This is a genomic window from Citreicoccus inhibens (genome assembly GCF_019039035.1).
GTDB lineage: Bacteria > Myxococcota > Myxococcia > Myxococcales > Myxococcaceae > Citreicoccus > Citreicoccus inhibens.
The window spans coordinates 144,412-166,073 of the sequence record NZ_JAHNZT010000005.1 but is presented as its reverse complement, the minus strand read 5'-3'; the positions used below and the strand labels follow the sequence as shown (position 1 = coordinate 166,073).

Annotated in this window: 17 protein-coding genes; 5 read left to right on the top strand and 12 right to left on the bottom strand. The window is 69.4% G+C overall.

The window, feature by feature from the left end; genetic code table 11:
* The first annotated feature begins 22 nt into the window (after positions 1–22).
* A complete protein-coding gene (locus KRR26_RS09035) occupies positions 23–2,266 on the top strand; it encodes an alpha/beta hydrolase family protein (RefSeq protein ID WP_217079616.1) in 2,244 nt (747 codons plus the stop codon).
* 15 nt (positions 2,267–2,281) lie between these two features.
* Here the strand turns inward: KRR26_RS09035 and KRR26_RS09030 are convergent, their stop codons facing one another.
* From KRR26_RS09030 to lspA (KRR26_RS09000), 7 genes are all read right to left on the bottom strand, one after another.
* Positions 2,282–4,591: a hypothetical protein gene (locus KRR26_RS09030; RefSeq protein WP_199723826.1), complete on the bottom strand. Its 2,310-nt coding sequence runs from the start codon at positions 4,589–4,591 to the stop codon at positions 2,282–2,284.
* 99 nt (positions 4,592–4,690) lie between these two features.
* Positions 4,691–6,349, bottom strand: coding sequence for a rhomboid family intramembrane serine protease (locus tag KRR26_RS09025; protein ID WP_328707102.1), 1,659 nt, complete (start codon positions 6,347–6,349; stop codon positions 4,691–4,693).
* A gap of 100 nt (positions 6,350–6,449) precedes the next feature.
* A complete protein-coding gene (locus KRR26_RS09020) occupies positions 6,450–6,842 on the bottom strand; it encodes a hypothetical protein (protein ID WP_120207479.1) in 393 nt (130 codons plus the stop codon).
* Between the two features lie 222 nt (positions 6,843–7,064).
* A complete protein-coding gene (locus KRR26_RS09015; RefSeq protein ID WP_217079614.1) occupies positions 7,065–8,060 on the bottom strand; it encodes an MXAN_5187 C-terminal domain-containing protein in 996 nt (331 codons plus the stop codon).
* 41 nt (positions 8,061–8,101) lie between these two features.
* Positions 8,102–9,403 (bottom strand): prolipoprotein diacylglyceryl transferase, encoded by a 1,302-nt coding sequence (locus KRR26_RS09010; RefSeq protein ID WP_217079613.1) that lies wholly within the window; start codon positions 9,401–9,403, stop codon positions 8,102–8,104.
* Between the two features lie 116 nt (positions 9,404–9,519).
* Positions 9,520–10,137 (bottom strand): signal peptidase II, encoded by a 618-nt coding sequence (gene lspA, locus KRR26_RS09005; RefSeq protein ID WP_120207473.1) that lies wholly within the window; start codon positions 10,135–10,137, stop codon positions 9,520–9,522.
* A 31-nt stretch (positions 10,138–10,168) separates the two neighbouring features.
* Positions 10,169–10,798, bottom strand: a complete 630-nt coding sequence (gene lspA / locus KRR26_RS09000; RefSeq protein ID WP_217079612.1) for a signal peptidase II — start codon at positions 10,796–10,798, stop codon at positions 10,169–10,171.
* A 123-nt stretch (positions 10,799–10,921) separates the two neighbouring features.
* Here lspA (KRR26_RS09000) and KRR26_RS08995 point away from each other — a divergent pair, with 123 nt between their 5' ends.
* A complete protein-coding gene (locus tag KRR26_RS08995) occupies positions 10,922–11,275 on the top strand; it encodes an FAM210 family protein (protein ID WP_233577180.1) in 354 nt (117 codons plus the stop codon).
* A 62-nt stretch (positions 11,276–11,337) separates the two neighbouring features.
* Here KRR26_RS08995 and KRR26_RS08990 read toward each other — a convergent pair whose 3' ends face one another.
* Entirely contained in the window at positions 11,338–12,981 is a 1,644-nt protein-coding gene (locus KRR26_RS08990; RefSeq protein ID WP_328707090.1) for an endonuclease/exonuclease/phosphatase family protein, read from the bottom strand.
* A gap of 366 nt (positions 12,982–13,347) precedes the next feature.
* Here KRR26_RS08990 and KRR26_RS08985 point away from each other — a divergent pair, with 366 nt between their 5' ends.
* Positions 13,348–14,190, top strand: a complete 843-nt coding sequence (locus KRR26_RS08985; protein WP_217079611.1) for a Mut7-C ubiquitin/RNAse domain-containing protein — start codon at positions 13,348–13,350, stop codon at positions 14,188–14,190.
* On the opposite strand, the gene ileS is transcribed toward KRR26_RS08985, so the two are convergent.
* Entirely contained in the window at positions 14,144–17,059 is a 2,916-nt protein-coding gene (gene ileS / locus KRR26_RS08980; protein WP_217079610.1) for an isoleucine--tRNA ligase, read from the bottom strand. The two genes, KRR26_RS08985 and ileS, sit on opposite strands and share 47 nt — an antisense overlap.
* Before the next feature lie 118 nt (positions 17,060–17,177).
* Between ileS and KRR26_RS08975 the strand changes: the two genes are divergently transcribed.
* On the top strand, positions 17,178–17,522 hold the full coding sequence (locus tag KRR26_RS08975; RefSeq protein WP_120207465.1) for a hypothetical protein: 345 nt from the start codon (positions 17,178–17,180) through the stop codon (positions 17,520–17,522).
* Between the two features lie 10 nt (positions 17,523–17,532).
* Here KRR26_RS08975 and KRR26_RS08970 read toward each other — a convergent pair whose 3' ends face one another.
* The 3 genes from KRR26_RS08970 to KRR26_RS08960 all read right to left on the bottom strand — a co-directional run bounded on the left by KRR26_RS08970 (position 17,533) and on the right by KRR26_RS08960 (position 20,545).
* Positions 17,533–17,697, bottom strand: coding sequence for a hypothetical protein (locus KRR26_RS08970; RefSeq protein ID WP_217079609.1), 165 nt, complete (start codon positions 17,695–17,697; stop codon positions 17,533–17,535).
* 9 nt (positions 17,698–17,706) lie between these two features.
* Complete coding sequence (locus KRR26_RS36695) at positions 17,707–18,231, bottom strand: hypothetical protein (protein WP_236068430.1); 525 nt, start codon at positions 18,229–18,231, stop codon at positions 17,707–17,709.
* Between the two features lie 883 nt (positions 18,232–19,114).
* Positions 19,115–20,545, bottom strand: a complete 1,431-nt coding sequence (locus KRR26_RS08960; RefSeq protein WP_120207464.1) for a sigma 54-interacting transcriptional regulator — start codon at positions 20,543–20,545, stop codon at positions 19,115–19,117.
* Positions 20,546–20,620: 75 nt separating this feature from the next.
* Between KRR26_RS08960 and KRR26_RS08955 the strand changes: the two genes are divergently transcribed.
* Complete coding sequence (locus KRR26_RS08955; RefSeq protein ID WP_120207462.1) at positions 20,621–21,637, top strand: ATP-grasp domain-containing protein; 1,017 nt, start codon at positions 20,621–20,623, stop codon at positions 21,635–21,637.
* The last annotated feature ends 25 nt before the right edge of the window (positions 21,638–21,662 follow it).

Below are 21,662 nucleotides of genomic sequence, written 5' to 3'. Positions count from 1 at the left end.
CGGCCAAGAGAGCCGCGTCACCATGAAACGCCTCGGCAAGAACGCTGCTCGGGTCACCAGTATCGCGATCCGCCCCACCACGGCGCATGCCCTCACATCCGCGGCTGCCGCGAGTGGCAACGCCTCTTCACTCGCCACGCGCGCGGCCGCGAGCACCCAACAGCGGAGGGCTCGCTCGGCCCGGAAGACGGTGGCCACGCCCGTGACGCACACCACGACCGCGTCATCCAACACGGCGGCGACCCATCACCCAACAGGCGCGGCGGCAGCAGCGGCTGCGACACCGACCGACCTGAGCGCGGCGGGCGCTGGGCGCGGCAACGGCCCCCTGCCCGCCGTCGCGGGCATCGCGGTGCCGAACCACGCCTACCCGCCCGCGGGCGCCCCGTCCTTCGCGGGTGGCCGCGTGCCGTTGTTCATCGCGGGACACCCGTACTACCCCCTCAGCAACCAGCTCTCGGTGCCGGGCATGACAGCAGTCAGCACCGCCAGTTCGAGCGGCGCCGTCGGGTCCTCCTCGGGTGGAGCCGCGGCGGGTCAGGCCATCCTCGGCGCCACCCTGCGCAGCGCGGGCATCACGCCCGCGGTCCGCAAGACCGCCGCGGGACTCCTCAGCGGCTCTCGTGGCGCGAGCGCTGGGACCGCGCTCACCCGCCGCTCCTCGCTCCCAGGCGGATTCTCACCCGCGCGGGAGCTCCACACGGACCGCGACCCGAGCAATCACAGCCTCTTCACGGCCCTCCGCCGAAAGGCCAGCGCCCTCCCCGAGGCGCTCTACCAGGGACCGTCTCCCTCGGACGCCACGGCCGAGACCCCGCGTTGGCGCATCCCGCTCCGCCAGGCCATGCTCCACGCGCTCGGCGTGCTCCAAGGCCTGGATTCCTATTCGCGAAGCGCCTGGGGCGACGGGGCCCAGGCCACGCTCATCGCCCACGCCATCCGGGACGAGGCCGCTGCCCTCTACGACACGCTCCCGCCGGCGATCCCAGTCGCGGACGTTCCCCTCCCGGAGCTGGTGCGCCTGCTCGCCGCCGAGCTCAACAGCCCGACCCCCGACGTGGACAGGCTGCTCACGTGGGCCAACACCGCGTGCTTCGAGGCGCGGCGGATCGCCGCGGAGGCCCCACTCTTCGCCATCGACGAGGCCGGCGTCCAGGACTACCGCCTCATCCTGCGCCTGCTGGACGAGGCGAGGAAGAGCCCCCTCGCGAGCGTCAAACGGAACTACTGCCGAGAGCTGGCGGCACGAGTCCTTCCCCGCTGCGAGACCGACATCGCGTACCTCCAAGGCTTCTCGATGCTGGCGGGATATCTCGACCTCCCCGTCGGGCTCAGCTTCCCCTTCACCATACGGACCTCGATCCTCCTTCCCCCCGAGCATCAATCGAAGGTGAGCAAGACGCGGACCCTCGACCTCAAGCACGTCGTGCTCCAGACGGGAGGCCGCCACGCGGGCGTCCGGCAGCACTACTTGGAGGGCCGCGACAGCGACGGCAAGTTCTCGGGACTGCTCATCATCCACTCGATGGGGACGAACTCGGACGGAGCCAACCGCGACGTCGTCTTGAAAGCCAAACAGGTCGCGACCGGCGCCCTGGCGAACATCGACCCCCAGGGCGTCGGCTACACCGCCTCACAGGCGGCGGCGCCCCGGCAGCGCGAACTCCTCGAGAACTATCCGGAGGACACCGTCATCGTCAGCATCGGGCACAGCCTGGGCGCGTCCATCGCGGTGGAGCTGTTCCACCTCCTCCACCTCCAGGGCTTCGTGAACTCCTACCTGGTGGGCTTCAACGGGGGCGCCATCAACCACGACGTCCCCGAGCAGGTGCTGCGCGCCGCCCGCACGAACGCCCGGTTCGTGCAGAACCAGGGGGATCCGGTTCCCTATGGTGGCAGGCACCTGCTCCCCGGCGTGGAGAAGATCCACACCGCCCAGCACGTGGGCACCATCGCGCGCGGCACACCGCATCCCATCATTCCCAACCTCCCCGACGTCATCAACCACGGCATCCCCAACGAGGTCGCGCAGGTCATGTTCGGCGTCCCGGGGACGGCCTCGCTCCAGCTCCACAACGACCTGGTGCGCGGCTGGCGGCGAAACTTCTTCATGGTGCTGCGCAACTACTTCTCCTGGCTGCCGGACAAGGCGCTCACCACCGTGCTGAAGCCGGACCCCAGCGAGGCGGGCAAGACCGAGAACACCTTCATCGAGTACCACGCCGACGACGACGCGGACGGTGACGCGCCCGCGAAGAAGGGCTGAGCCCTCGCGCTCGCGTCAGAGATTGAAGCCCACGTTGCCCACCGAGATGCTCGGTCCGAAGATGAAGGACCAGCGGCTGGAGGGCACCACGCGGTCCGTGGTGGGGTCGCCATTGGTGCGGCGCGTGATGTCGCCTCGGAACTCACGCGCCACCCACGCCTGCACCCCCACGGACGCCCCCGGGCCAATGGGCACGCGCAACCCCAGGCCCGTCACCGCGGCCAGCGTGGGCGGGAACTGGATGTCGCCGGACTGCGGCACCAGCCCCAAGCCCATCAAGCCCAGCTCCAAGCCCACCAGCCGCTCCTGCCCCTCGTTGTTGAGGAACACGAGCCGCGACAGCACGCCGAAGTTGAGCGTGAGCTGGCCGCTCGGAGACGTCGCGCGGTAGAGGCCCGCGGGGATGGTGGCCATGGTGTACAGGCGCATCAATCCGCCCTCGATGGTGGCGGTCCACTGCGCGGACGGCAGGCCCGTGCGGTCCGAGGCGCTGAGCGCGTAGCGCGACTCGTCCGCCACGTGGGAGACCTGCACGAGGATGCGGTCGTACTGCCCCAGCGCCCCTTGGATGGGAATGGAGCGAGGCTCACCGCGAGGCCGCAGGACCATCCGCTGCTCCACGTGGCTCTCCGTGCGCGCAGAGCCGTCCGGCTTGGTCACGTCGACGCGCAGGACAATCTCCTGGATGCCGCGCTCGGGCGTCACGCGCTCGCGGTGCACGACGACGCGGCAGGTGTTGCGCAGGTCGAAGGGGATGCGGTGCGGCCAGCTCGGCGCGAGCATCTGCTCCTGGCCCTGCTTGTCCGCGCAGACGAACTCCACCAACTGCTCCACGGGCGTGGGCACGCTGGCCTCGCGCACCGCGCGCTGGACGCGCTCGCTGACAATCACCAGGTCCGCGGTGGCCAGCTCCGCCGGCAGCGAGGGCAGCCGGTAACCGAAGCGCAGGGACACGAAGCCGCTCGCGGTGGGCTCGCCCTGGAGCAGCGTCGTGGCGTCGCGCATCGTCACGGTGTACACGCCGCTGACCGGACGCGGCACGAAGCGCCCCACCGCGCCCGTGTTGGAGGACACCTTCACCTCCGCGGGGCGATTGGTGGGGATGAAGTCGATGGTGCCCTCGCCCGGCAGCTCGAGCGTGGCGCGCGCATCCGGCAGCGGCTCCGTCTTCGCCGTCTCGGACGCCACCACGGTCCGGTCGAGCCGGGAGCTGGTCGCGGTGATGGTGACCTGCGGCTCCGAGGTGCCACTGGTGCGCAGCAGCACGTAGACGCCATCCGAGCCCTTGGCCACGCGCTCCACGCGGGCGCGCTCGCCGTTCACCGACCAGAACAGGGTCCGCGGGTCGTGCGCGCACGCGGCATCGAGCCGCAGCACCAGCGCCGGACTCTCCGCGTCGCGCAGCACCGTGCCCTCCACGGCCGTGAGTCCACACGCGAGGACGGGGAGTGACTCGGTGACGACCTGCTCCAACGCATCACCGCGCGCGAACAAGATGCGCGGCGCGAGTCGCAGGCGCAGCGTCACGTTCGCATCCTCGCCCGGGACGTTGCGCACGCTCACCGCGCCGTCATTCACCTCGCAGCGCGCCAGCCCACAGTCCACCGAGGCGAGGGCCTCCGAGTGACTCACCGCCACCGAGCCCGGCCCCTTGGACAAGTCGATGCCGCTCGACTGCACGAGCGGGCGCGTCAGCACCACGCGCCCCGGCCGCAGCCGGAAGACCTGCGGATCCACCACGTTGCCCATGGCGTCGTAGGTGATGACCTCCGCGCCGCGGCGGCCGTGCGGCGGAATCCACGTCAGCACCGCGTCCGTGGGCAGCCCCGGCGTGACGGGCACCACGCACTCGCCGGGCCGCACCCCGGAGTCCGGAGGGAGGCAGACATCCTGGCCTTCCATCACGCCGTGCGCCCCGGACTCTCCGCGCGGCGTGCCGGACCACGCGAGGCCCAGGTCCCTGAGGTTCGCGCCCTTCAACTCCACGCGCCCGTCATCGGGGAAGAAGGTGGACGTGGCCGCGTCGATGCGAGGGAACGGTCCCGTGGCAAGCACCGTCACGGTGTCCTGCGCGGTGGCGCAGGCGGCCGCGTCCTCGGCCACCTTCAACTCCAGGCTGCGCGCCCCATCCTCCACCTTCGCGGGCGGTCGCACGCCGTGCCCATCCGGCGTCAGCGTCCAGCCCCCGCGCACGGGACCGCAGACGACCCCCTTCGCGGAGACCTCGACGGCACGCCCACCCTCGGGCACCTGAATCACGGGAGCGGCGGCGGCGAGCCCGGCGAACAACAGCCACCCGACGCAGAGAGCGCGCACGAAAACCATGTCCTCACTAACGACGAAGGGACGCACCTCGGTCAAGCGCCGCGCACTGCACCGCCGAGCACAGCGTGTTTCACCCGCAGACGCCCGCGCTCACGGGCCTCAAGGGTTTCCCGTCTCACACAACCCCAGGCCCGTCAGCTCGGAGGGTGCGTCCTTGCCCTCGCCCGCGGCGCAGAACGGGCGCACCGCCTCGCGCGCCTCGGCGTCGCGGTTCTGGGCGAGCAGCGCGCGCGCCAGCACCTCATGCAGCTTCAAGGGCAGGCGGGCGCCCGCGAAGAAGTGCTCGAGGACCTCGCGCTCGGCCAGGGCCGCGCGAATCTCACGCTCCGCACCCGGCGCGTCCCCGGCGTCCAGCAGCACCGCCGCCTGGAAGAGGCGCGCGCGCGGATCCCTCGGGTAGCGAGCCACCAGCCCCGGCGCGACCGCGGGCAGGTCATCCGCGGGCGTGGGCATGGACTCCGCGGGGATGAGCGCGTTCTCCAGCCGCGCGAGCCCGTGCACGCGCGCCACCTGTGGCCCGGTCGCCATCAGCGCCACCCACGCCACGGCGCTCAGCGCGCCCACCCACCGCGTCCCCGGCGGCACCGCGTCCTGCTTGCGCCACACCCGCGTGAGCACGAAGCCCACCAGCCCTCCGACCAGCGCTCCGCCCAGGTGCGCCGCGAAGTCCACGTGGTCACTCGTGCGCGTGGTGGCCAGCGGAATCAACGAGGGCACCAGGAAGCGCAGCGCGCCCATCTGAAGCTGCACACGCTGGGGGCCCATCGGGGCGCGCTGGCTCAGCACCAGCACGGCCGCGAGCAAGCCCATGATGGCGCCGGACGCGCCCACCGACACCACGCCCACGGGGTTGACCGCCAACGACAGCAGCCCACCGCCCACGCCACCCAGCACGAACACGAACGCCAGCCAGGCGCGCCCGACCTGCTTCTCCAACATCCACGCGGCGAAGCCCAGACCGATGCCATTGAGCAGCAAGTGAAAGACATCCGCGTGCAGCAGCGGCGCGGTCAGCAGCCGCCACCACTGGCCCTGCTCCCACACGGAGGTCCAGTCCAGCCCCCCCAGGCCCCACAGCGTCTGGACGCTCGGCCCGAGCAGGCCCACGCCCTCTCCCTCGAGGGGAAAGAGGTGCTCCACGCCGAACACCGCCACGATGGCCGCGAGCAGCGCCACGGTGAGCACGGGACGGCGCTCGGGAGGCGGCGCCACCACCTCCGGCGTGGACTCCACGCGCGGAGATATCAACAACTTGCGCAGATAGCTGGGGCGCGGCGCCGAGCGGGGCCACCCCTCGTTGTGCCAGACGTCGCAGGCGAACGTGTCGATGTACGAGGCACTCACGCGGGCCCGAGAGAAGAAGCGCGTGCGGTACCCCTGGAGGCGCTCGCGGTCCGCGGCGGAGGGCGGCTCCTTGCCCACCTCGATGAGGTGGAGGCCCAGCGGCAGCTTCGCGCCATTCACCCGCCCCGTGTACTTGAGGCAGTCGTTGGCCACGCGCGCCACCACCTCCGGCGCCAACGTGAAGCGACGCGAGGGCTCACGCTCCCGGTCGATGATGCAGACGATGCAGCAGCTCAGGCCATCCGAGTACGTGAGGACCGCGTCCGATGCGGTCACCAGCGCCTGCGCCTCGGGCACCGTGCCGGGGTGATAGCCCTTGTCGGTGAACAGCTTGCGCGTGAGGTAGACGGCGAATGACTCCGCCTGCGGGGGCGCGGCGTCTCCGGAGGACGGGGCGGCTTCGGGGACGGACACGGACAAGGCGGGCTCCCAGGGCGGACTCCCTGGCAGCCTGCCCGAAACCCAACGACTCACGCCAGCTTCGCGCCCGCGCGGCGCGGCCCACTCCGAGCGCTCAGTAGTGCGCCCGCCGAGGCGCCTTGCCGGACGTCAGCACGGTGGTGGAAGCGGAGGCCACGCTGTCTCCGCTGCCAGTGCGACGCTTCAGGCGACGCGCCTTCTCTTCCATGCGCTCGTAGTGCTGCATGATGGCCACGAGGTGCTCGTCCGCCACCTTGCATTGAATGGCGGACACCTCCTGGTGACGACGTCCCAGCTCCTGCCACATCGCCACCGTGGATTGGTTCCCCAACAACCGGGTCTCGACCGTGTCGAGCGCCGCGTCCATCTGCTTGCCCTCGCGCTCCAGCGTCGCCATCCGGACGTCCGCGTCCGCAGGTGGAGAGGTGCATCCCAGGGCCGCCGCCACGCTCACCGTCACCGACAACCCGAGCCACATCCGCCGCATGCCCACGTCGCCTCCCTGTGGTGTCTCGCGCCGTCCATCGGCAACCGTCGTTGCGCAAGGTAGGGAGCGACATGGGGGGCGACAACCCAGGCGGCGGGCCCGGGTCCGAGGCGTTTCGACGAGCCGACGTTTGTGCGCGTCCGCGCCGCGAAGTGTTGGAACGCAGCGCGCGCGGGCCTCGCACGGCAGGGAGGTGTGACTTGTCGGCGAGCGAGGCCCGCCTTACTTGGGCACGGCTTTCAGCGACGCCTTGCCATCCTTGATGACGACCTTGAACTCGACGGCCTTCGCGTTGTGCTGCTTGAGCAGCTCCGGCACCTGCTTGCGCAACGTGGCGGCCACGGACTCGAAGGACAGCTTCGACGTGTCCTCCTGGCAGCGGCGCTTCGCGGTGACGTAGGCGTCGTACACGGCGCGCAGCTTGTCATCGCTCATGCCACCGGACGCGGAGGTCGCCGGAGGACGAGGCGCGGCCGTCGCGGCCACCGGGCGCGGAGCGGCGGCAGACGCAGGAGGCGCCACGGCGGGAGGCTTCGCGGCCATGCCCGGCGGCGACGCGGGTGGGCGCGCGACCGGAGCGCCCGCCGCCGCGACAGGCGGCACCGACGCCGTGAGGGTGGGCATGCCCCGAACAGCGGGAGCCACCGGAGCCGCAGGCACTGGAGCCGCGGCCACAGGCGCGGGCCGCACAGGCGCCACCGTGGGAGCCACGGGCGCCACCGGAGTGGGGACGACGGCGAGCTTCGGCTCGTTGGGAATCACGCGGCCCGCGAGCTCCTCCACCTCCTCGTAGTCGAGGTCGGAGAGTTCCTCGGTCGTCTCCGCCGTGCCCTTGCGCGCGGCCGTGCTCCCCGTGGCGTCGCCCTTTCGCGCGTCGGCGCGACGGCGGGCCTTGAAGATATCGCGGCGGTAGGTGCCCGCCTCCATCTCCTGGAGCGTGCGGGCCCAGAGCCGCTCGTAGGTCAGATACTTGTTGTGCAGGGACTGTGCGCGGAACTTCGCCGCCGTGCTGCGGATGAAGGCGCCCTTGAGCTTGAGCAGACGCTTCTTCAAGTCATCGTGCGCGCGCGTGGGCGCCTGCCGCTCAGTGCCCAGGAAGTACTGCTCGTAGGAGTTGCGCAGGGCCGCGAGCAGCGCTTCCAGCGCCTCGCACTCCTGGAGGATGGCCTCGCTGGAGTTGGCGTCCTGCCCCGGCCTGGCGTTTTCGTTGGGCGGCATGTCGTCTCAGAGTGTCCCCAACCGAAGCGCGGCGATCAACCTCACGCCGCCGAGGGTGTCGGCCCCGCGCCTGAGGACACCACGCTCGGCGGGCTCCGGCGGGACAGCAGCACCGCCCCGAACGTGAACATGCACAGGGAGATGAACTGGCTGGTGGAGATGTTGTACCAGGCCTCCAGGGGCACCGCGTCCGCCAGCCCGCCCATGCCCACGGACGCCAGCAGGCCGTGCAGCGTGCCGCGCTCCACGTCGCCCCGGAACAACTCCACCGTGCTGCGCAGCACCGCGTAGGCCATGAGCCACTGGGCGAACACCTGCCCGTGGAACCGGCGGAAGCGCCGCGCGTAGAGCAAGGTGATGAACAGCACGAGCTGCCCCACCGACTCGAAGAGCTGCGTGGGGTACACCGGCAGCGTCGTGCCGTGGCTCGCCACCCAGTCCGAGATGCGCACCGCGTCCGGGGTGGCGTGGTGGAGCACCTCCCCCGTGGACTCCACGACATAGCGCGTGTCCGCCGCCTGCGAGCTGTACGCCAGGCTGGTGATGCCCGCCACCCGACCGAACAGGTCCTGCGCCAGCCCCGAGCCCGGGAAGTGCACCACCCAATGGGCGTGGCTGCTCGCCACGTCGCCCCAGCAGCAGCCCGCGGAGAAGCAGCCCAGCCGCCCCAGGCACTGCCCCAGGGACACCGTGGGGATGCACACGTCCGCCAGCCGCAGGAAGTCGAGCTGGTGCTTGCGCGCGAAGAGGAACGCCGCGAGCCCCGCGCCCATCAGGCCGCCGTAGAAGACGAGCCCGCCGCCCAGCGAGAACACTTGCGTCCAGTCGCGCGCGTAGTCCTGCCAGTTGACCAGCACGAACAGGGCGCGGCTGCCCACGAGTCCGCCCACCAGCACCCAGAACGCCATGTCGAGGACCAGCTCGCGCTTCTTCGGGCCCTCGGTGTCCACCCAGCCCTTGCCCTCGATGAAGAACACCTTGCGCCACTCGTCCTGCGCCAGCCGCGAGGCCACCGTCACCGCCGTGATGAAGCCCGTGGCGAGCAGCACGCCATACGTGTGGATGGGGATGCCCTCGCCGCGGCCATCCGGGAACGCCTCGGCCGGCAGCGCGTACTTGAGGCCGAAGTACGCCAGCATCCCGCCCAGGGCCGCGTAGGCCGCGGCGCGCAGCATGCGGTCCATGGACGTGGGCGGGCGCACGCCCTTCTTGCCATCCGGAGTGCCCTGCGCACCGCGCCAGCCGTTGTAGGCAATGGACGCGAGCGTGGCCACGGCCACGGCGTACAGCAGCACCTGCGTCCACAGCGTGGTGAAGGTGAGGCGGAGGAGGACCGGGAGCATGGGACCTGCCAGAGCGGAGGCGGGGACTCGCGAAGGCTAGCGCCTTCACGCGGAGAAGGGACGCGGACGGGAGGACGAGGTGCCGGGTGTCCGCCCGCGGACCGAGCGCGGGAGCGTCAGGCCTTGGAGGGCGCGCCCTCGGTGACCTTGGGCTTCTCCTTGCGCACGATGGCATCCACCAGGAGCATCCCCACGCCCACGCAGATGGCCGAGTCCGCGATGTTGAACGAGGGCCACGCGGCCTTGTCGAACCAGTGCGCTTCCAGGAAGTCGATGACGAAGCCGCGCGCGAGCCGGTCGATGTAGTTGCCCAGCGCGCCGCCCAGCACCAGCGGCAGCCCCCACAGCGCCCAGCGCTCCGTCGGATCCGTTCCGGACAACTTCCGGAAGTAGAAGACGATGAGGCCCACCGCGCCCAGGATGACGACGTGGAAGAGCGGCCCTCGCGTCTCGCGCGGCAGGCTGCGGAACAGGCCCCACGCCGCGCCGGGGTTCTCCGCGTAACGAATGCGGAAGAAGTTCTCGGACACCTCGATGTGGCGACTCGGCTGGAAGTGCAAGCCGTTGAAGCCCTGCGGCGGCGGCTCGCTGTAGAGGGCCGAGAGGCGCTGACCCAGCGAGTCCAGGCCGTCGAAGCGCGTGGTCAGGTCCTGCACGACCAGGTACTTCGTCCACTGGTCGAGCGCGATGACGCCCAGGGTGACGGCGAGGAGGAGGATGTATTTGCGCGGCACGGGGTGCGCTTATAGCACCCCGCCCCACCCGTCATGGGTTGGGGCTTTCCGTCAGCGGCGCGGCGGGAGCGGGCTCGGGGCGGCTCGCCTTGGGCGACTCCAGGAGCAGCAGCGCCACGCCCACGCAGATGGCGGCGTCCGCCACGTTGAAGGTGGGCCAGCGCATCCCCGGCTGGTTGCGCCAATGCCAGTCAATGAAGTCGATGACGTAGCCACGCATCAGCCGATCAATGAAGTTCCCCAGCGCGCCGCCCATCACCAGCGCCAGCGCCGTGCGGGCCAGCCACTGCCGGGGCGTGGTCCGGCGGTACATCACGAAGATGAAGGCCAGCGCCGCCAGGCTCACCAAGGGGAAGAAGGCCTTGCGCACCGCATCCGGCAGGCCACCGAACATTCCCCAGGCCGCCCCCGGGTTCTCCACATAACGGAAGTGCCAGTAGTCCTCGATGAGGCGGTACGCCTGGGTCACCCGGCGCCGGCCACCTTCCTGGGGCGGGTCGTTGTCCAGGTTCTGCTCGGTGACGAACGCGGAGATTCGCGCCAGCCCGCTTTGCCCCTCCAGGGCATCCGTCAGCCGGGAGACGGCCAGGTACTTGGTCCCCTGGTCAGCGAGGACCACGGCCAGGACCACCAGAATGAGGGTGCGAAGGGAGGCTTTCATGGCGATGGCCCGACCTCTAACCCGTGCCCGGAGGGCTGACAACCCATCCATCCGGCGAGGCTCGTTCTCCCACCGAACAAGCGTTTGGGGCATGGTGCGCCCATGCCGCCTGTTGAGCCGGACGTGAAAGCTCCTGTCTCCGACACCTCCCCACAAACGATTCCTGCCGCGACACCCGCGAAGCCCTCCCTGATGGAGCGCTTCAAGGCCCTGATGGTCGACTACGGCCCGCTGGCCGTGGTGGTGAACTTCGCCATCCTGGGGTTGGTGATGGCCGGCTTCTACGTCGCCTTCCGGTTCGGCTTCCAAGCGGAGAGCTCGGGGGCGAAGGCGGGGACGCTGGCGGCGGCCTATGCGGCGGCGCAGGTGGTGAAGCCGATCCGGCTGGCCGCCGTGTTCGTGCTCACCCCGCTCATCGCGCGCATTCCGCCGGTCGCGCGCTTCCTGGCGCGCAACCGGCACAAGTGGAACTTCTGAGGGTCCCACTTCGCGGCTCGCGGGGAGGGAGGACCTCCACCCCCGCGAGCTGCATCCCGTGACTACTGGTTCGGGACGCGGAACGTCTTCACGACGCCCATGTGCTGCATGTTGGAGGCGCCGCTGTCACCCGACTGCACCGGCGAGATCTCCGACAGCGGCGTGTACACGCGGCTGTCGAGCACCAGGCCGTTCTTGTAGACGCTGTTCCCGATGACCGTGTCGGTCTTGTACTGGTTCAGGTCCGCGTCCACGAGCACGTGGTCGTACGGCTTGCTGCGGCTCGCGTTGGTTCCATCCTTGTTGTTCTGATCCACGGGGTACGGGCCCGCGGTGACGAGGATGGAGGAGAACGTTCCGAAGAGCCCCTCGGAGCGGGAGTCCGAGTTGAAGTCGCCGCCGACGACGAGGTAGTCGCCCGCAGGCACGTTGGCATTGATGAACGCGGTGAGGTTCTTGGCCTCGGTGTTCCGGACGGTCGCGTTCGCCGTGAGCAGGTGCACGCTCACCGCCCAGAGGTCGCGCGAGCCCGGGATGTCGATGCGAGCCCAGGCGAAGCTCCGGTTGGAGACCTGGGTGTCGGTCCAATTGCCCGAGGCGATGATGGGCCACCGGCTGATGATGCCGTTGGGGATCTGCGCGCCGCTCTCGCGGAAGTACGAGAAGGACGGACCGAACGTGGTGTCGATCATCTGGCGAATCGCCGTCGCCGAGTTGTTCCCGTAGTTGAACTCCTGGATGAGGACGACGTCCGGCTTCACGCCCTGCATCAAGCGCATGCCGTGGCCCGGATCATAGGACTGGTAGTTCCCGCTCGAGGTGTTCGACGCCATGATGCGGACCTGCGTATAGGTGGTGCCGGTGCCCGCGTCCGTCGCCGTCCCCGCGTCCGTCGTCGTGCCAGCGTCGGTCGTCGTGCCCGCATCGATGTCGGTGCCCGCATCGAAGTCCGTGCCCGCGTCGAAGTCCGTGCCCGCGTCGACGGCCGAACCGGCATCGATCTCGGAGCCTGCATCCGTGGGGGAACCCGCGTCCGTCGTCGTGCCAGCGTCCGTGGACGTACCGGCATCGGTCGTCGTGCCAGCGTCCGTGGACGTACCGGCATCGGTCGTCGTGCCAGCGTCCGTGGACGTACCCGCGTCCGTCGTCGTGCCAGCGTCCGTGGAAGTTCCCGCGTCCGTCGTCGTGCCAGCGTCCGTGGAAGTTCCCGCGTCCGTTGTCGTGCCAGCGTCCGTGGAAGTTCCCGCGTCCGTCGTCGTGCCAGCATCCGTGGACGTACCCGCGTCGGTCGTCGTGCCAGCGTCCGTCGTCGTGCCGGCATCAGGCGTCACGCCCGCATCAATCGTCGTCCCGGCATCTACCTCTGTGCCCGCGTCAATCGTCGTGCCGGCGTCGATCTCCGTGCCCGCATCGACCCCGGTGCCACCGTCCGTGCCCGCCTTGATCCGCTCGCACTCATCGACGGGCAGGCAGTATCCGTCCTGCGTCTCCGCGTTGCTGCCACCGCAGCACGCGGTCCCCGGCTGCTGGCACGGCTTCGCAGAGTCACAGATGGCCGCGCAGTACGCGCTGCCGAAGACCTCGATGGGACGGCAGGCCCAGTTCGGACCGCAGACGCCCGCATCCTGAAGCTCCGGATCACACTCGGCCCAGTCACCGGCATCCGGGCCCGCATCCACTCCGCCGTCCACTCCGGCATCCCGCACCCCAGAATCAGGGACATAGGGCGGAACCGGGACACGAACAGGAGGCTGTGAATCGGGGCCACAGGCGATCGCGACCGCGATCAGCGCGACGACTCCTCCCAAGAGAGCTGATGACTTCTTCAACATGCGCGCGAACCTGATTCCTTGCTCCCGAGGGGGGCAGAAGAGCGATCTGTTGGTCAGGACACAGCACCAACCGGCCGATTATAGAAGTTTTCAGTACAGCGGTCGTGTGGCCTGCAGCTTTCCGAGCAGCTTCAAGCTCTGAAAACCAGGAACAAAGCGAATTAAATCCGGGTAAAAGCCCACGAATCCGCAAGCGGCGCTCCGCCGGGCCCGGCGACGCAACCTCAGGAGTCAGCGATCATGAGCGAACCAGCCGAGGCGAGCCGGGCGATCACCGTGCGGTTCCATGGCGCGTTGAACGACTTCCTGCCGGCAGAGCGGCGCGACGTCACCTTCACCCATGTGCTGCAAGGCAGTCCCTCCGCCAAGGATCTCATCGAGTCCCTGGGGCCACCGCACCCGGAGGTCGACGTCATCCTGGTGAACGGCGTGGCGGTGAACTTCTCGCATCGGATGGAGGCCGGCATGCACCTCATCGCGGCGCCCGCGTTCCATCCGGTGGAGGTGCCCGAGCCCGCGCTTCGCGTCGGGCCTCCTTTGCCGGACCTGCCGCGCTTCGTGCTCGACGTGGGCTTGGGGCGACTGGCGGGCTTCCTACGGATGCTCGGCTTCGACACGCTGTGGCGCAACGACTTCGAGGACGACGAACTCGCGCGCATCTCGCATGACGAGTCGCGCGTCGTGCTCACGCGAGACCTGGGTGTGCTCAAGCGCTCGGAGGTGGTGCTGGGCTACTTCCCGCGCGCGACGGAGCCCTCCGAACAGCTCGTGGAGGTGGTGCGGCGCTTCGCGCTGACCTCGCGCATGCACCCCTTCTCTCGCTGTATTCCCTGCAACGGCCCGCTGGCCATCGCCGAACCGCACGCGGTGAAGGACCAGGTCCCCGAAGGCGTGGCCGAGCGGCACACGTGCTTCCAGCAGTGCCCCGACTGCCGCCGCGTGTTCTGGCCCGGCACGCATCACCAGCGCATGGAGGCGATTGTCGACGCCCTGCGCGCGCGGGAGCAGACCTCACCCCCGCGCGACCTCGCCGAGCCTACGCGCGAGCCGGAGCCACCGGCCCCAGCGCGTCCTGGCACTTGAGGCACACCTCGCCCGCGGTCCCCACCGCCTCCGAGTAGGTCCAGCAGCGCGGGCACTTGCGCCCATGCGCCGGCAGCACGCGAGCCGTCACCCGCGACGCCTCGCCCAACGCCTGCGTCAACTCCAACGCGGTGGCGCCCTCGGCAGGCGCGTCCTCCAGCTCGACCTGGCTGGTGATGAAGAGGCTCGGCAGCTCCGCGAGGCTCGCCTGGAGCAGCGCGCGCGCGGGGCCCTCCGCGGTGAGCACCACCCGGGCCTCGAGCGACGCGCCGATGCGCTTGTCACGCCGCGCGGCCTCGAGAACCCCCTGCACCGCCGAGCGCACCGCGAGCAGCTTCCCGTACCGCTCCGCCAGCGCCGCATCGAGGCTCGCCGCCACGACGGGGAAGTCCGCGAGGAACACGCTTGGAACGGGCCGCCCGGGCAGCACCTGCCACGCCTCTTCGGCCGTGAAGCTCATCACCGGCGCGAGCAGCCGCAACAGCACCGAGGCCACCTCGTGGAGCACCGTCTGCGCACCCCGCCGAGCCGTCCCATCCGCGCGCGACGTGTAGAGCCGATCCTTGAGGATGTCGAAGTACACCGCCGACAGGTCGCCCGCGCAGAAGTCCACGATGGTGGCGTAGACGAGGTGGAACTCGTAGTCCTCGTAGGCCTTGCGCACGCGCGACACCACCTCGGCGAGCCGGCCTCGCGCCCACTGGTCCAACGGAGACAGCTCCGCCAGTGGCACCGCGTCCCGCGCCGGGTCGAAGTCGTAGAGGTTGCTCAGCGCGTAGCGCACCGTATTGCGAATCTTCCGGTAGCCCTCGGACAGGCCCTTGAGGATCTGCTCGGACAGGCGCACGTCGTTGCGGTAGTCGCTCGCCGCCACCCAGAGGCGCAGCACCTCGGCGCCGTGCTGCTGGATGATCTTCTCCGGCGCGACGGTGTTGCCCAGGCTCTTGGACATCTTCTCGCCCTTGCCGTCCACCACGAAGCCATGGGTGAGGCAGGCCTTGTAGGGCGCCACGTCGCGCGTGCCCACCGACACCAACAAGGACGAGTGGAACCAGCCGCGATGCTGATCACTCCCCTCCAGGAAGAGGTCGGCGGGGGTGCGCTGCCGGCGCTCCAGCACCGCGGAGAACATGCAGGCCGAGTCGAACCACACGTCGAGGATGTCCGTCTCGCGGCGGAACTCGCCCTTGCCGCAGCTCGGGCAGCGGAAGTCCGCGCCCAGGAAGTCCTTCACGGGCGTGCGGTACCACACGCCCGCCCCTTCCTTCTCCACCGCGTCCGCCACCTTGTGCATCAACTCGGGGGACACCACGGCCCCCTCGCAACCCTCGCAGTACGCGATGGGGATGGGCACGCCCCAGCTGCGCTGTCGGCTGATGCACCAGTCCGGCCGGCCTTCGAGCATGCCGCGGATCCGACTGTGTCCCCACGCGGGCACCCAGCGCACGCGGTCCACCGCGTCGAGCACCCCCTGCCGATACGTCGTGTCCCCCTGGAGCGGACGGTCCAGCGGGATGAACCACTGGTAGGTCGCGCTCAGGATGACGGGGTTGTGGCAGCGCCAGCAATGCGGGTAGCTGTGCTTGACGGTGTCTTGCTTGTCATTGAGCAGCGCGCCCTTCTCCACCAGCAGGTCAATGACGAGCGGGTTGGCCTCGAAGACGCGCTTGCCCGCGAGCGGCTCGTCCACGGTGTCGTCGTAGCGGCCATCCGGGCGCACGGGGTTGTAGATGTCCAACCCGTACCGGAGACCGACCTCGTAGTCCTCCTGGCCATGGCCCGGCGCGGTGTGTACCAGGCCCGTGCCGGCCTCCAGCGTCACGTGCTCGCCCAACACCACGCGCCCGCGCCGCGCGAGGAACGGGTGCTGATACGTCACGTGCTCCAGCTCCTCGCCGCGCGCGTACGCGAGGATGCGCGACGGATCCACCAGCGCCGCCGCGGACACGTCGCCGCCCGGCAGGGGCACGGTCTTCATCGCCAGCTCGTCCGCCTTCACCTCGGCGAGCACGCGCGGCAGCAGGTCCTTGGCCACGCACACCACCCGCTCCCCGAGCTGGTAGAAGACGTACTCGAACGAGGGGTTCAGCGCGATGGCCAGGTTGGCCGGCAGCGTCCACGGCGTGGTGGTCCAGATGACGAACGACACATCGCGCCCCTCCAGCGAGGGCACGCGATCCGCCAGCGAGGGATCCGCGCGGAAGGCCACGTAGACGGACGGAGACGTGTGCTCGGCGTACTCCACCTCCGCCTCGGCGAGCGCCGTCTGGTCAGTGAGGCACCAGTACACCGGCTTCTTGCGGCGGTAGAGCATCCCCCGCCGGGCGAACGTGGCCAGCTCGCGAATCTCCTGGGCCTCGTAGGAGAAATCGAGCGTCTTGTAGGGCGCGTCCCAGCTCCCGAAGACACCCAGCCGCTGGAACTCCGCCTTCTGGATCTCCACGAACTCCAACGCGTACGCGCGGCAGTGCTCCAGGAAGGCGTCCTTCGACAGCGTGCGCTTGTCGATCTTCTTCTCCTTCAGCCGCTTCTCCACCGCCTGCTCGATGGGCAGGCCGTGCGTGTCCCAGCCAGGGATGAAGTCGCAGTAGCGCCCCGTCATGTTGCGGAACTTCACCACGATGTCCTTGAGGACCTTGTTGAGCGCGTGGCCCGCGTGCAGGTGGCCGTTGGCGTACGGCGGACCATCGGAGAGGACGAAGGGCTCGGCACCGGCGTTCTTCTGGAGGATGCGACCCCAGACATCCTGCTCAGCCCACCACCCCAGCATGCGAGGTTCGAGCTGCGCGAGGTTCCCCTTCATGGGGAAGTCGGTGCGAGGCAGGTTGACGGAGTCCTTGTAGTCCTTCTCCTCGGGCGCGTCGCTCATGGGGGGCCCGTAACATGGGTGCTCCACGCCTTCAATCCGAGCCAGACCCGACCTATGCTCGCCCGCCCGGAACGCGCATCACGCGTCCGCGAACCTCTCCCACCCCGAGGCTCCATCCATGAGGCGTTTCGCTCTGCTGTTCACCTGTCTCGTCGCGACCCTGCTCCTGAGCAGCCCGGCCCAGGCGGAGCGCCCGCCCGCTGGCGCGGAGCCGCAGGGCATCTCGCAGCAGGACGAAGACCATGACGACCACGGCGTTCACCGCGCGCCGGGCGGCGGGAAGATCACCACCGAGGACGGCCGCACCATCAACACGCCGGACGCCCCGGCGTGCGTGAAGAAGTGCGAGCCCGTCACCACCTCGTGCATGGGCAGTTGCAAGCCGGGCAACCAGAAGTGCTTCTCGCTCTGCGGCGCCAAGGTGGATAAGTGCATGAAGGCCTGCGAGAAGAAGCACCGCTAGGCGCACCGCCTCACCGAGGCTTCATCCCCTTCGTGTCGAGCTGGTACTTCTTCACCAGCCGCTCGATGGACTTGCGATGCAGGCCACTCTCCCGCGCCGCGCGGGAGAGGTTCCCTTCGCAGCAAGCCCCTGGCGCCGGGCCAACGGCAGCCGCCACAACCGAGAGGTCGTGCATGGCACCAGGCTACGGATGGTACGGATAGCGGGCCAGCACCTCGCCCTCCGCCGAGACGGCATACAGCTCGAACCAATGGAGTGAGGGATTGAACCCCGGCGCGGCCCATCCGCACTTGTCCAAGCGCCGGTTGATTTCAACGAAGTACAAGTCCCCTTCTTTCCCCACCATGACTTCCATCGCCTTCGCAGAATAGGCGCAGTCGCCGGCGGTCTCTTTCGGGAAGCTCGACAGCAGTCGCCGCAACGCCGCGTTCGCAGCGAGCACGGCGGGTCCATCCAGCGTGGCCAGTGGCCGCACTTCCTCGGGCCACTCAATCCCCGCCGCGACGATGCGAGGACGGGCGACTCCACCCGCATCTGCTCCGCGAGGCTCCATGGATGGAGCGGGGGTGCCGCCATCGGCGCCCGTCACGAGTGAGGGTGCGACGACGCCCACGCCCCCATCCCCCTTCGTGGCCACGGGCCGAGGAGCCCCCACTCCACCGTCCGCCAAGAGCGCCATGAGCAGAATCACTGGGTGCAGTTTCATCATCGAGCCCAACTCTCGGGACACGGCTTACTGAAGCTCAGGGACACATCGCGGAAGAAGGGCGCGTGGCCCCCTTATCCCGGAAGCGGCCTGAACCCGACACACGGCCTGGAACATCCATTCTCGCCGGTCGGACCTCCACAGATAGACCTCCCCATTCGAGTTCCATTTATAGAAGAGAGGCTCATCTCGATGCCCGGTTGCGAGCCAGGACCATGCAGGAATCAATTGTCCCTGGGAGTCGCGAACCAATCTGCCGCTGGGACTCGCCATATAAGACACCATCATCCACAGCCCCTCATGGGCCTTCATCGCGGGGAACGCTGCCAGGTCCGGACTGCTCATGGTGGTTCCGCAGGGATGATTGTGGGCGAACCCCACAATGGGCAGGTCACGACCAAAGTCTTCGTCCTCCACTCCTCCAAACGGGGGCTGACAGGAGTCCCGCTCCTTCGACAGGTTTCGGATGGGCCACGACACTCGCCAGTCTGCAGGCGTCCGATAGAGCGCCACGCAATACTCGGCGGCATCTGGACGAGGAGTTCCCTTCAGCGGGTCGCAGGCATCCGACGCCCCAGGCAAGGACATCAGCGCCGTGAGCACCGGCAAGACCAGGTCGTCCGGAACATGGGCGGCATCCGACACCACCACGGGGACGTTCCCATTGCCCCAGGGGCCGGGTGCCACGGGGAGATCGAACCGTCCTTCGAGGACGGACAGCTCGTTTCGCAGGTAGTAGAGCCGGGGTCCCGCACACGCCAGAAGCAGCGGGACAACCCAGCCAGCCCGGAACCAGCGAAGCCTCATGGCGTACCATCCAACCCGCATCCGTGAGGCCCAGCAAGACGCACGCGGGACTTCCTGGAAACAAGTGCAGCGCACCGCCTCACCGAGGCTTCATCCCCTTCGTGTCGAGCTGGTACTTCTTCACCAGCCGCTCGATGGACTTGCGATGCAGGCCACTCTCCCGCGCCGCGCGGGAGAGGTTCCCTTCGCAGCGTGACAGCACGGACGTCACGTACTCGCGCTCGAAGTTCTCCAACAGGTGCTCCTTGGCGTCCTTGAAGGACAGGTGCTCGTTGAAGGGCAGCGGCCCCTCGCGCGCCTGGCCTCGGACTCGCGGCGGCAGGTGCGTGGCGAGCACCTCCTCGCCCTCGGAGAACGTCAGGACGTGGGACAGCACGTTGGTCAGCTCGCGGATGTTGCCCGGCCACGAGTAGGCCATCAGCATCCCCAGCGCCTCGGCCGAGAACCGCTTGCGCCCGTGCTTGTCCACCACCTCCGGCTCCTCCAGCGCGCGCTTGAGGATGAGCGAGATGTCATCCCGCCGCTGCCGCAAGGGCGGGAGCTGGATGTTGATGACCGACAAGCGGAAGTAGAGGTCCTCGCGGAAGTTGCCCGCGGCGATCTCCTTCACCAGGTCGCGGTTGGTCGCGGCGATGACGCGACAGTCCACCTGGATGATGTCGTTGCCGCCCACGCGCCGCACCTCGCGGTTCTCCAGCGCGCGCAACAGCTTGGGCTGCAGGTCCAGGCGCAGCTCGCCCAGCTCATCCAGGAAGATGGTGCCGCCCTGCGCGCGCTCGAAGGCACCGGGGCGGCTGGACACCGCGCCCGTGAACGCGCCCTTCTCGTGACCGAACAGCTCGCTCTCGATGAGGTTGGGCGGGATGGCGCCGCAGTCCAGCACCACCATGGACTCCTTCTTGCGCCCGGACAGCTCGTGGATGGCCCGCGCCACCAACTCCTTCCCCGTGCCCGTCTCCCCCTGGATGATGACCGGGACGTCCATGGGGGCGATCTTCCGGATGAGCCCGAAGACACTCCGCATCTTCGCGCTCTGCCCCACCATGCCGCACAGCTCGCCGTCGCGGTCCGGCTCGACCGCCACCTCCTCGTCCAAGGGTGCGAAGGTGATGATCGACGAGCCCGCGCGAATCTGCGAACCCGCGGACAGATACGCCCGCTCGATGCGCCGACCGTCCAGGAAGGTGCCGTTGGTGGAGTGGAGGTCCACCAGCAGATAGCCGCGCTCGGTGTGCTGCACCTCGAAGTGGTGGCGGCTGGCGGTGCGGTCCTCCACGAGCACCAGGTCGTTGCCGGGATGGGCGCCACAGCGCAGGCGCTCCTTGTCACTCACGCGGGAGCGGCCCACGTCCGGTCCGGAGGTCACGACCAGGCGACACTTGTGGAGCTTGACCATCGCCCGGGGGTCCACGATGAGCGTCTCACCGAGCGAGGGAGCGTGCGCGAGCTCCTCGTCGACATCGCCGGGGCTGGTGTGGATGTCGTCGGGATGCGGGTCGAGGGGGCTCATCTGCGTCCGAGGATAGCAAAGCGCGCCCACGCGCCATGCGCTCCCGATCGCCCGTGCTAGGCTCCCGCGCCCCGCATGTCCCCCCGCAAAACCCAGCCGAAGCAGGCGCCCCCGTCTCCCGGCGCGCCGGCGCCCTCGCGTGCCTCCGCGCCGCGCCCGCGGCGCGTCCGCGCGAAGAAGACGGTCGCCATCCTCTCCCGCAAGCGCTCGCTGTACTCCACGCGACGGCTGGTGGAGGCCATCAAGGAGCGAGGCCACCGCGCGCTCGTGTTCGATACGCTGCGCTGCTGCCTCCTGCTCGCGCAGGGACAGCCGCGCATGACGTACCGGGGCGCGGAGGTGCAAGGCGTGGACGTGGTGATTCCGCGCATTGGCGCATCCATCACGCCCTACGGCCTCGCGGTGGTGAACCACTTCGAGATGATGGACGTGCCGGTCCTCAACCCCGCCACCGCCATCGCGCGCAGCCGAGACAAGCTGCGCGCCCTCCAGTTCCTCTCGCGCGCGGGCCTGGACATTCCGCGCACGGTGATGGCCAACGACCGCAGCAACGTGAGCCGTCTGGTGAAGGAGGTCGGCGGCCTGCCCCTCATCATCAAGCTCATCCGAGGCACGCAGGGCGTGGGCGTGATGATTGCCCACACGCTCCCCGAGGTGCAGACCATCCTCGACACCTTCTGGGACCTGGGTCAGGAGATCCTCCTCCAGGAGTTCGTCGCGGAGAGCGAGGGCCGTGACGTGCGAGCGCTCGTCGTGGGCGACCGCGTGGTGGGTGCCATGCGACGCAAGGCCAAGAAGGGCGAGTTCCGCTCCAACATCCACCGCGGTGGCGAAGGCCAGGCCATTGAACTGTCACCGGCCTACGTGGAAGCCGCGGTGCGTGCCGCGCGCATCATCGGGTTGGAGGTGGCGGGCGTGGACATGTTGGAAGGCCATGCGGGTCCTCGGCTGATGGAGATCAACTCCAGCCCTGGCTTCGAGGGACTCGAGGGCGCCACGCAGCGCGACATCGCGGGCGCCATGGTGGACCACGCGCTCGTGTACGCGGAGCGCCGGGCAGGCGAGCTTCGCGCGCGCGAGCGGGGTGGCTGAGACCTCGCGCGTCATGGATTGAATG

Bases quoted from the DNA above. Each gene is read 5' to 3' on its own strand.
- ileS (WP_217079610.1), bottom strand. From the start codon at position 17,059: ATGAGCGACGCGCCCGAGGAGAAGGACTACAAGGACTCCGTCAACCTG.
- KRR26_RS08960 (WP_120207464.1), bottom strand. From the start codon at position 20,545: ATGAGCCCCCTCGACCCGCATCCCGACGACATCCACACCAGCCCCGGC.
- KRR26_RS09035 (WP_217079616.1), top strand. From the start codon at position 23: ATGAAACGCCTCGGCAAGAACGCTGCTCGGGTCACCAGTATCGCGATC.
- KRR26_RS08955 (WP_120207462.1), top strand. From the start codon at position 20,621: ATGTCCCCCCGCAAAACCCAGCCGAAGCAGGCGCCCCCGTCTCCCGGC.
- lspA (WP_217079612.1), bottom strand. From the start codon at position 10,798: ATGAAAGCCTCCCTTCGCACCCTCATTCTGGTGGTCCTGGCCGTGGTC.
- KRR26_RS08975 (WP_120207465.1), top strand. From the start codon at position 17,178: ATGAGGCGTTTCGCTCTGCTGTTCACCTGTCTCGTCGCGACCCTGCTC.
- KRR26_RS09015 (WP_217079614.1), bottom strand. From the start codon at position 8,060: ATGCCGCCCAACGAAAACGCCAGGCCGGGGCAGGACGCCAACTCCAGC.
- KRR26_RS08985 (WP_217079611.1), top strand. From the start codon at position 13,348: ATGAGCGAACCAGCCGAGGCGAGCCGGGCGATCACCGTGCGGTTCCAT.
- KRR26_RS09010 (WP_217079613.1), bottom strand. From the start codon at position 9,403: ATGCTCCCGGTCCTCCTCCGCCTCACCTTCACCACGCTGTGGACGCAG.
- KRR26_RS09030 (WP_199723826.1), bottom strand. From the start codon at position 4,591: ATGGTTTTCGTGCGCGCTCTCTGCGTCGGGTGGCTGTTGTTCGCCGGG.
- KRR26_RS36695 (WP_236068430.1), bottom strand. From the start codon at position 18,231: ATGATGAAACTGCACCCAGTGATTCTGCTCATGGCGCTCTTGGCGGAC.
- KRR26_RS09020 (WP_120207479.1), bottom strand. From the start codon at position 6,842: ATGCGGCGGATGTGGCTCGGGTTGTCGGTGACGGTGAGCGTGGCGGCG.
- KRR26_RS08970 (WP_217079609.1), bottom strand. From the start codon at position 17,697: ATGCACGACCTCTCGGTTGTGGCGGCTGCCGTTGGCCCGGCGCCAGGG.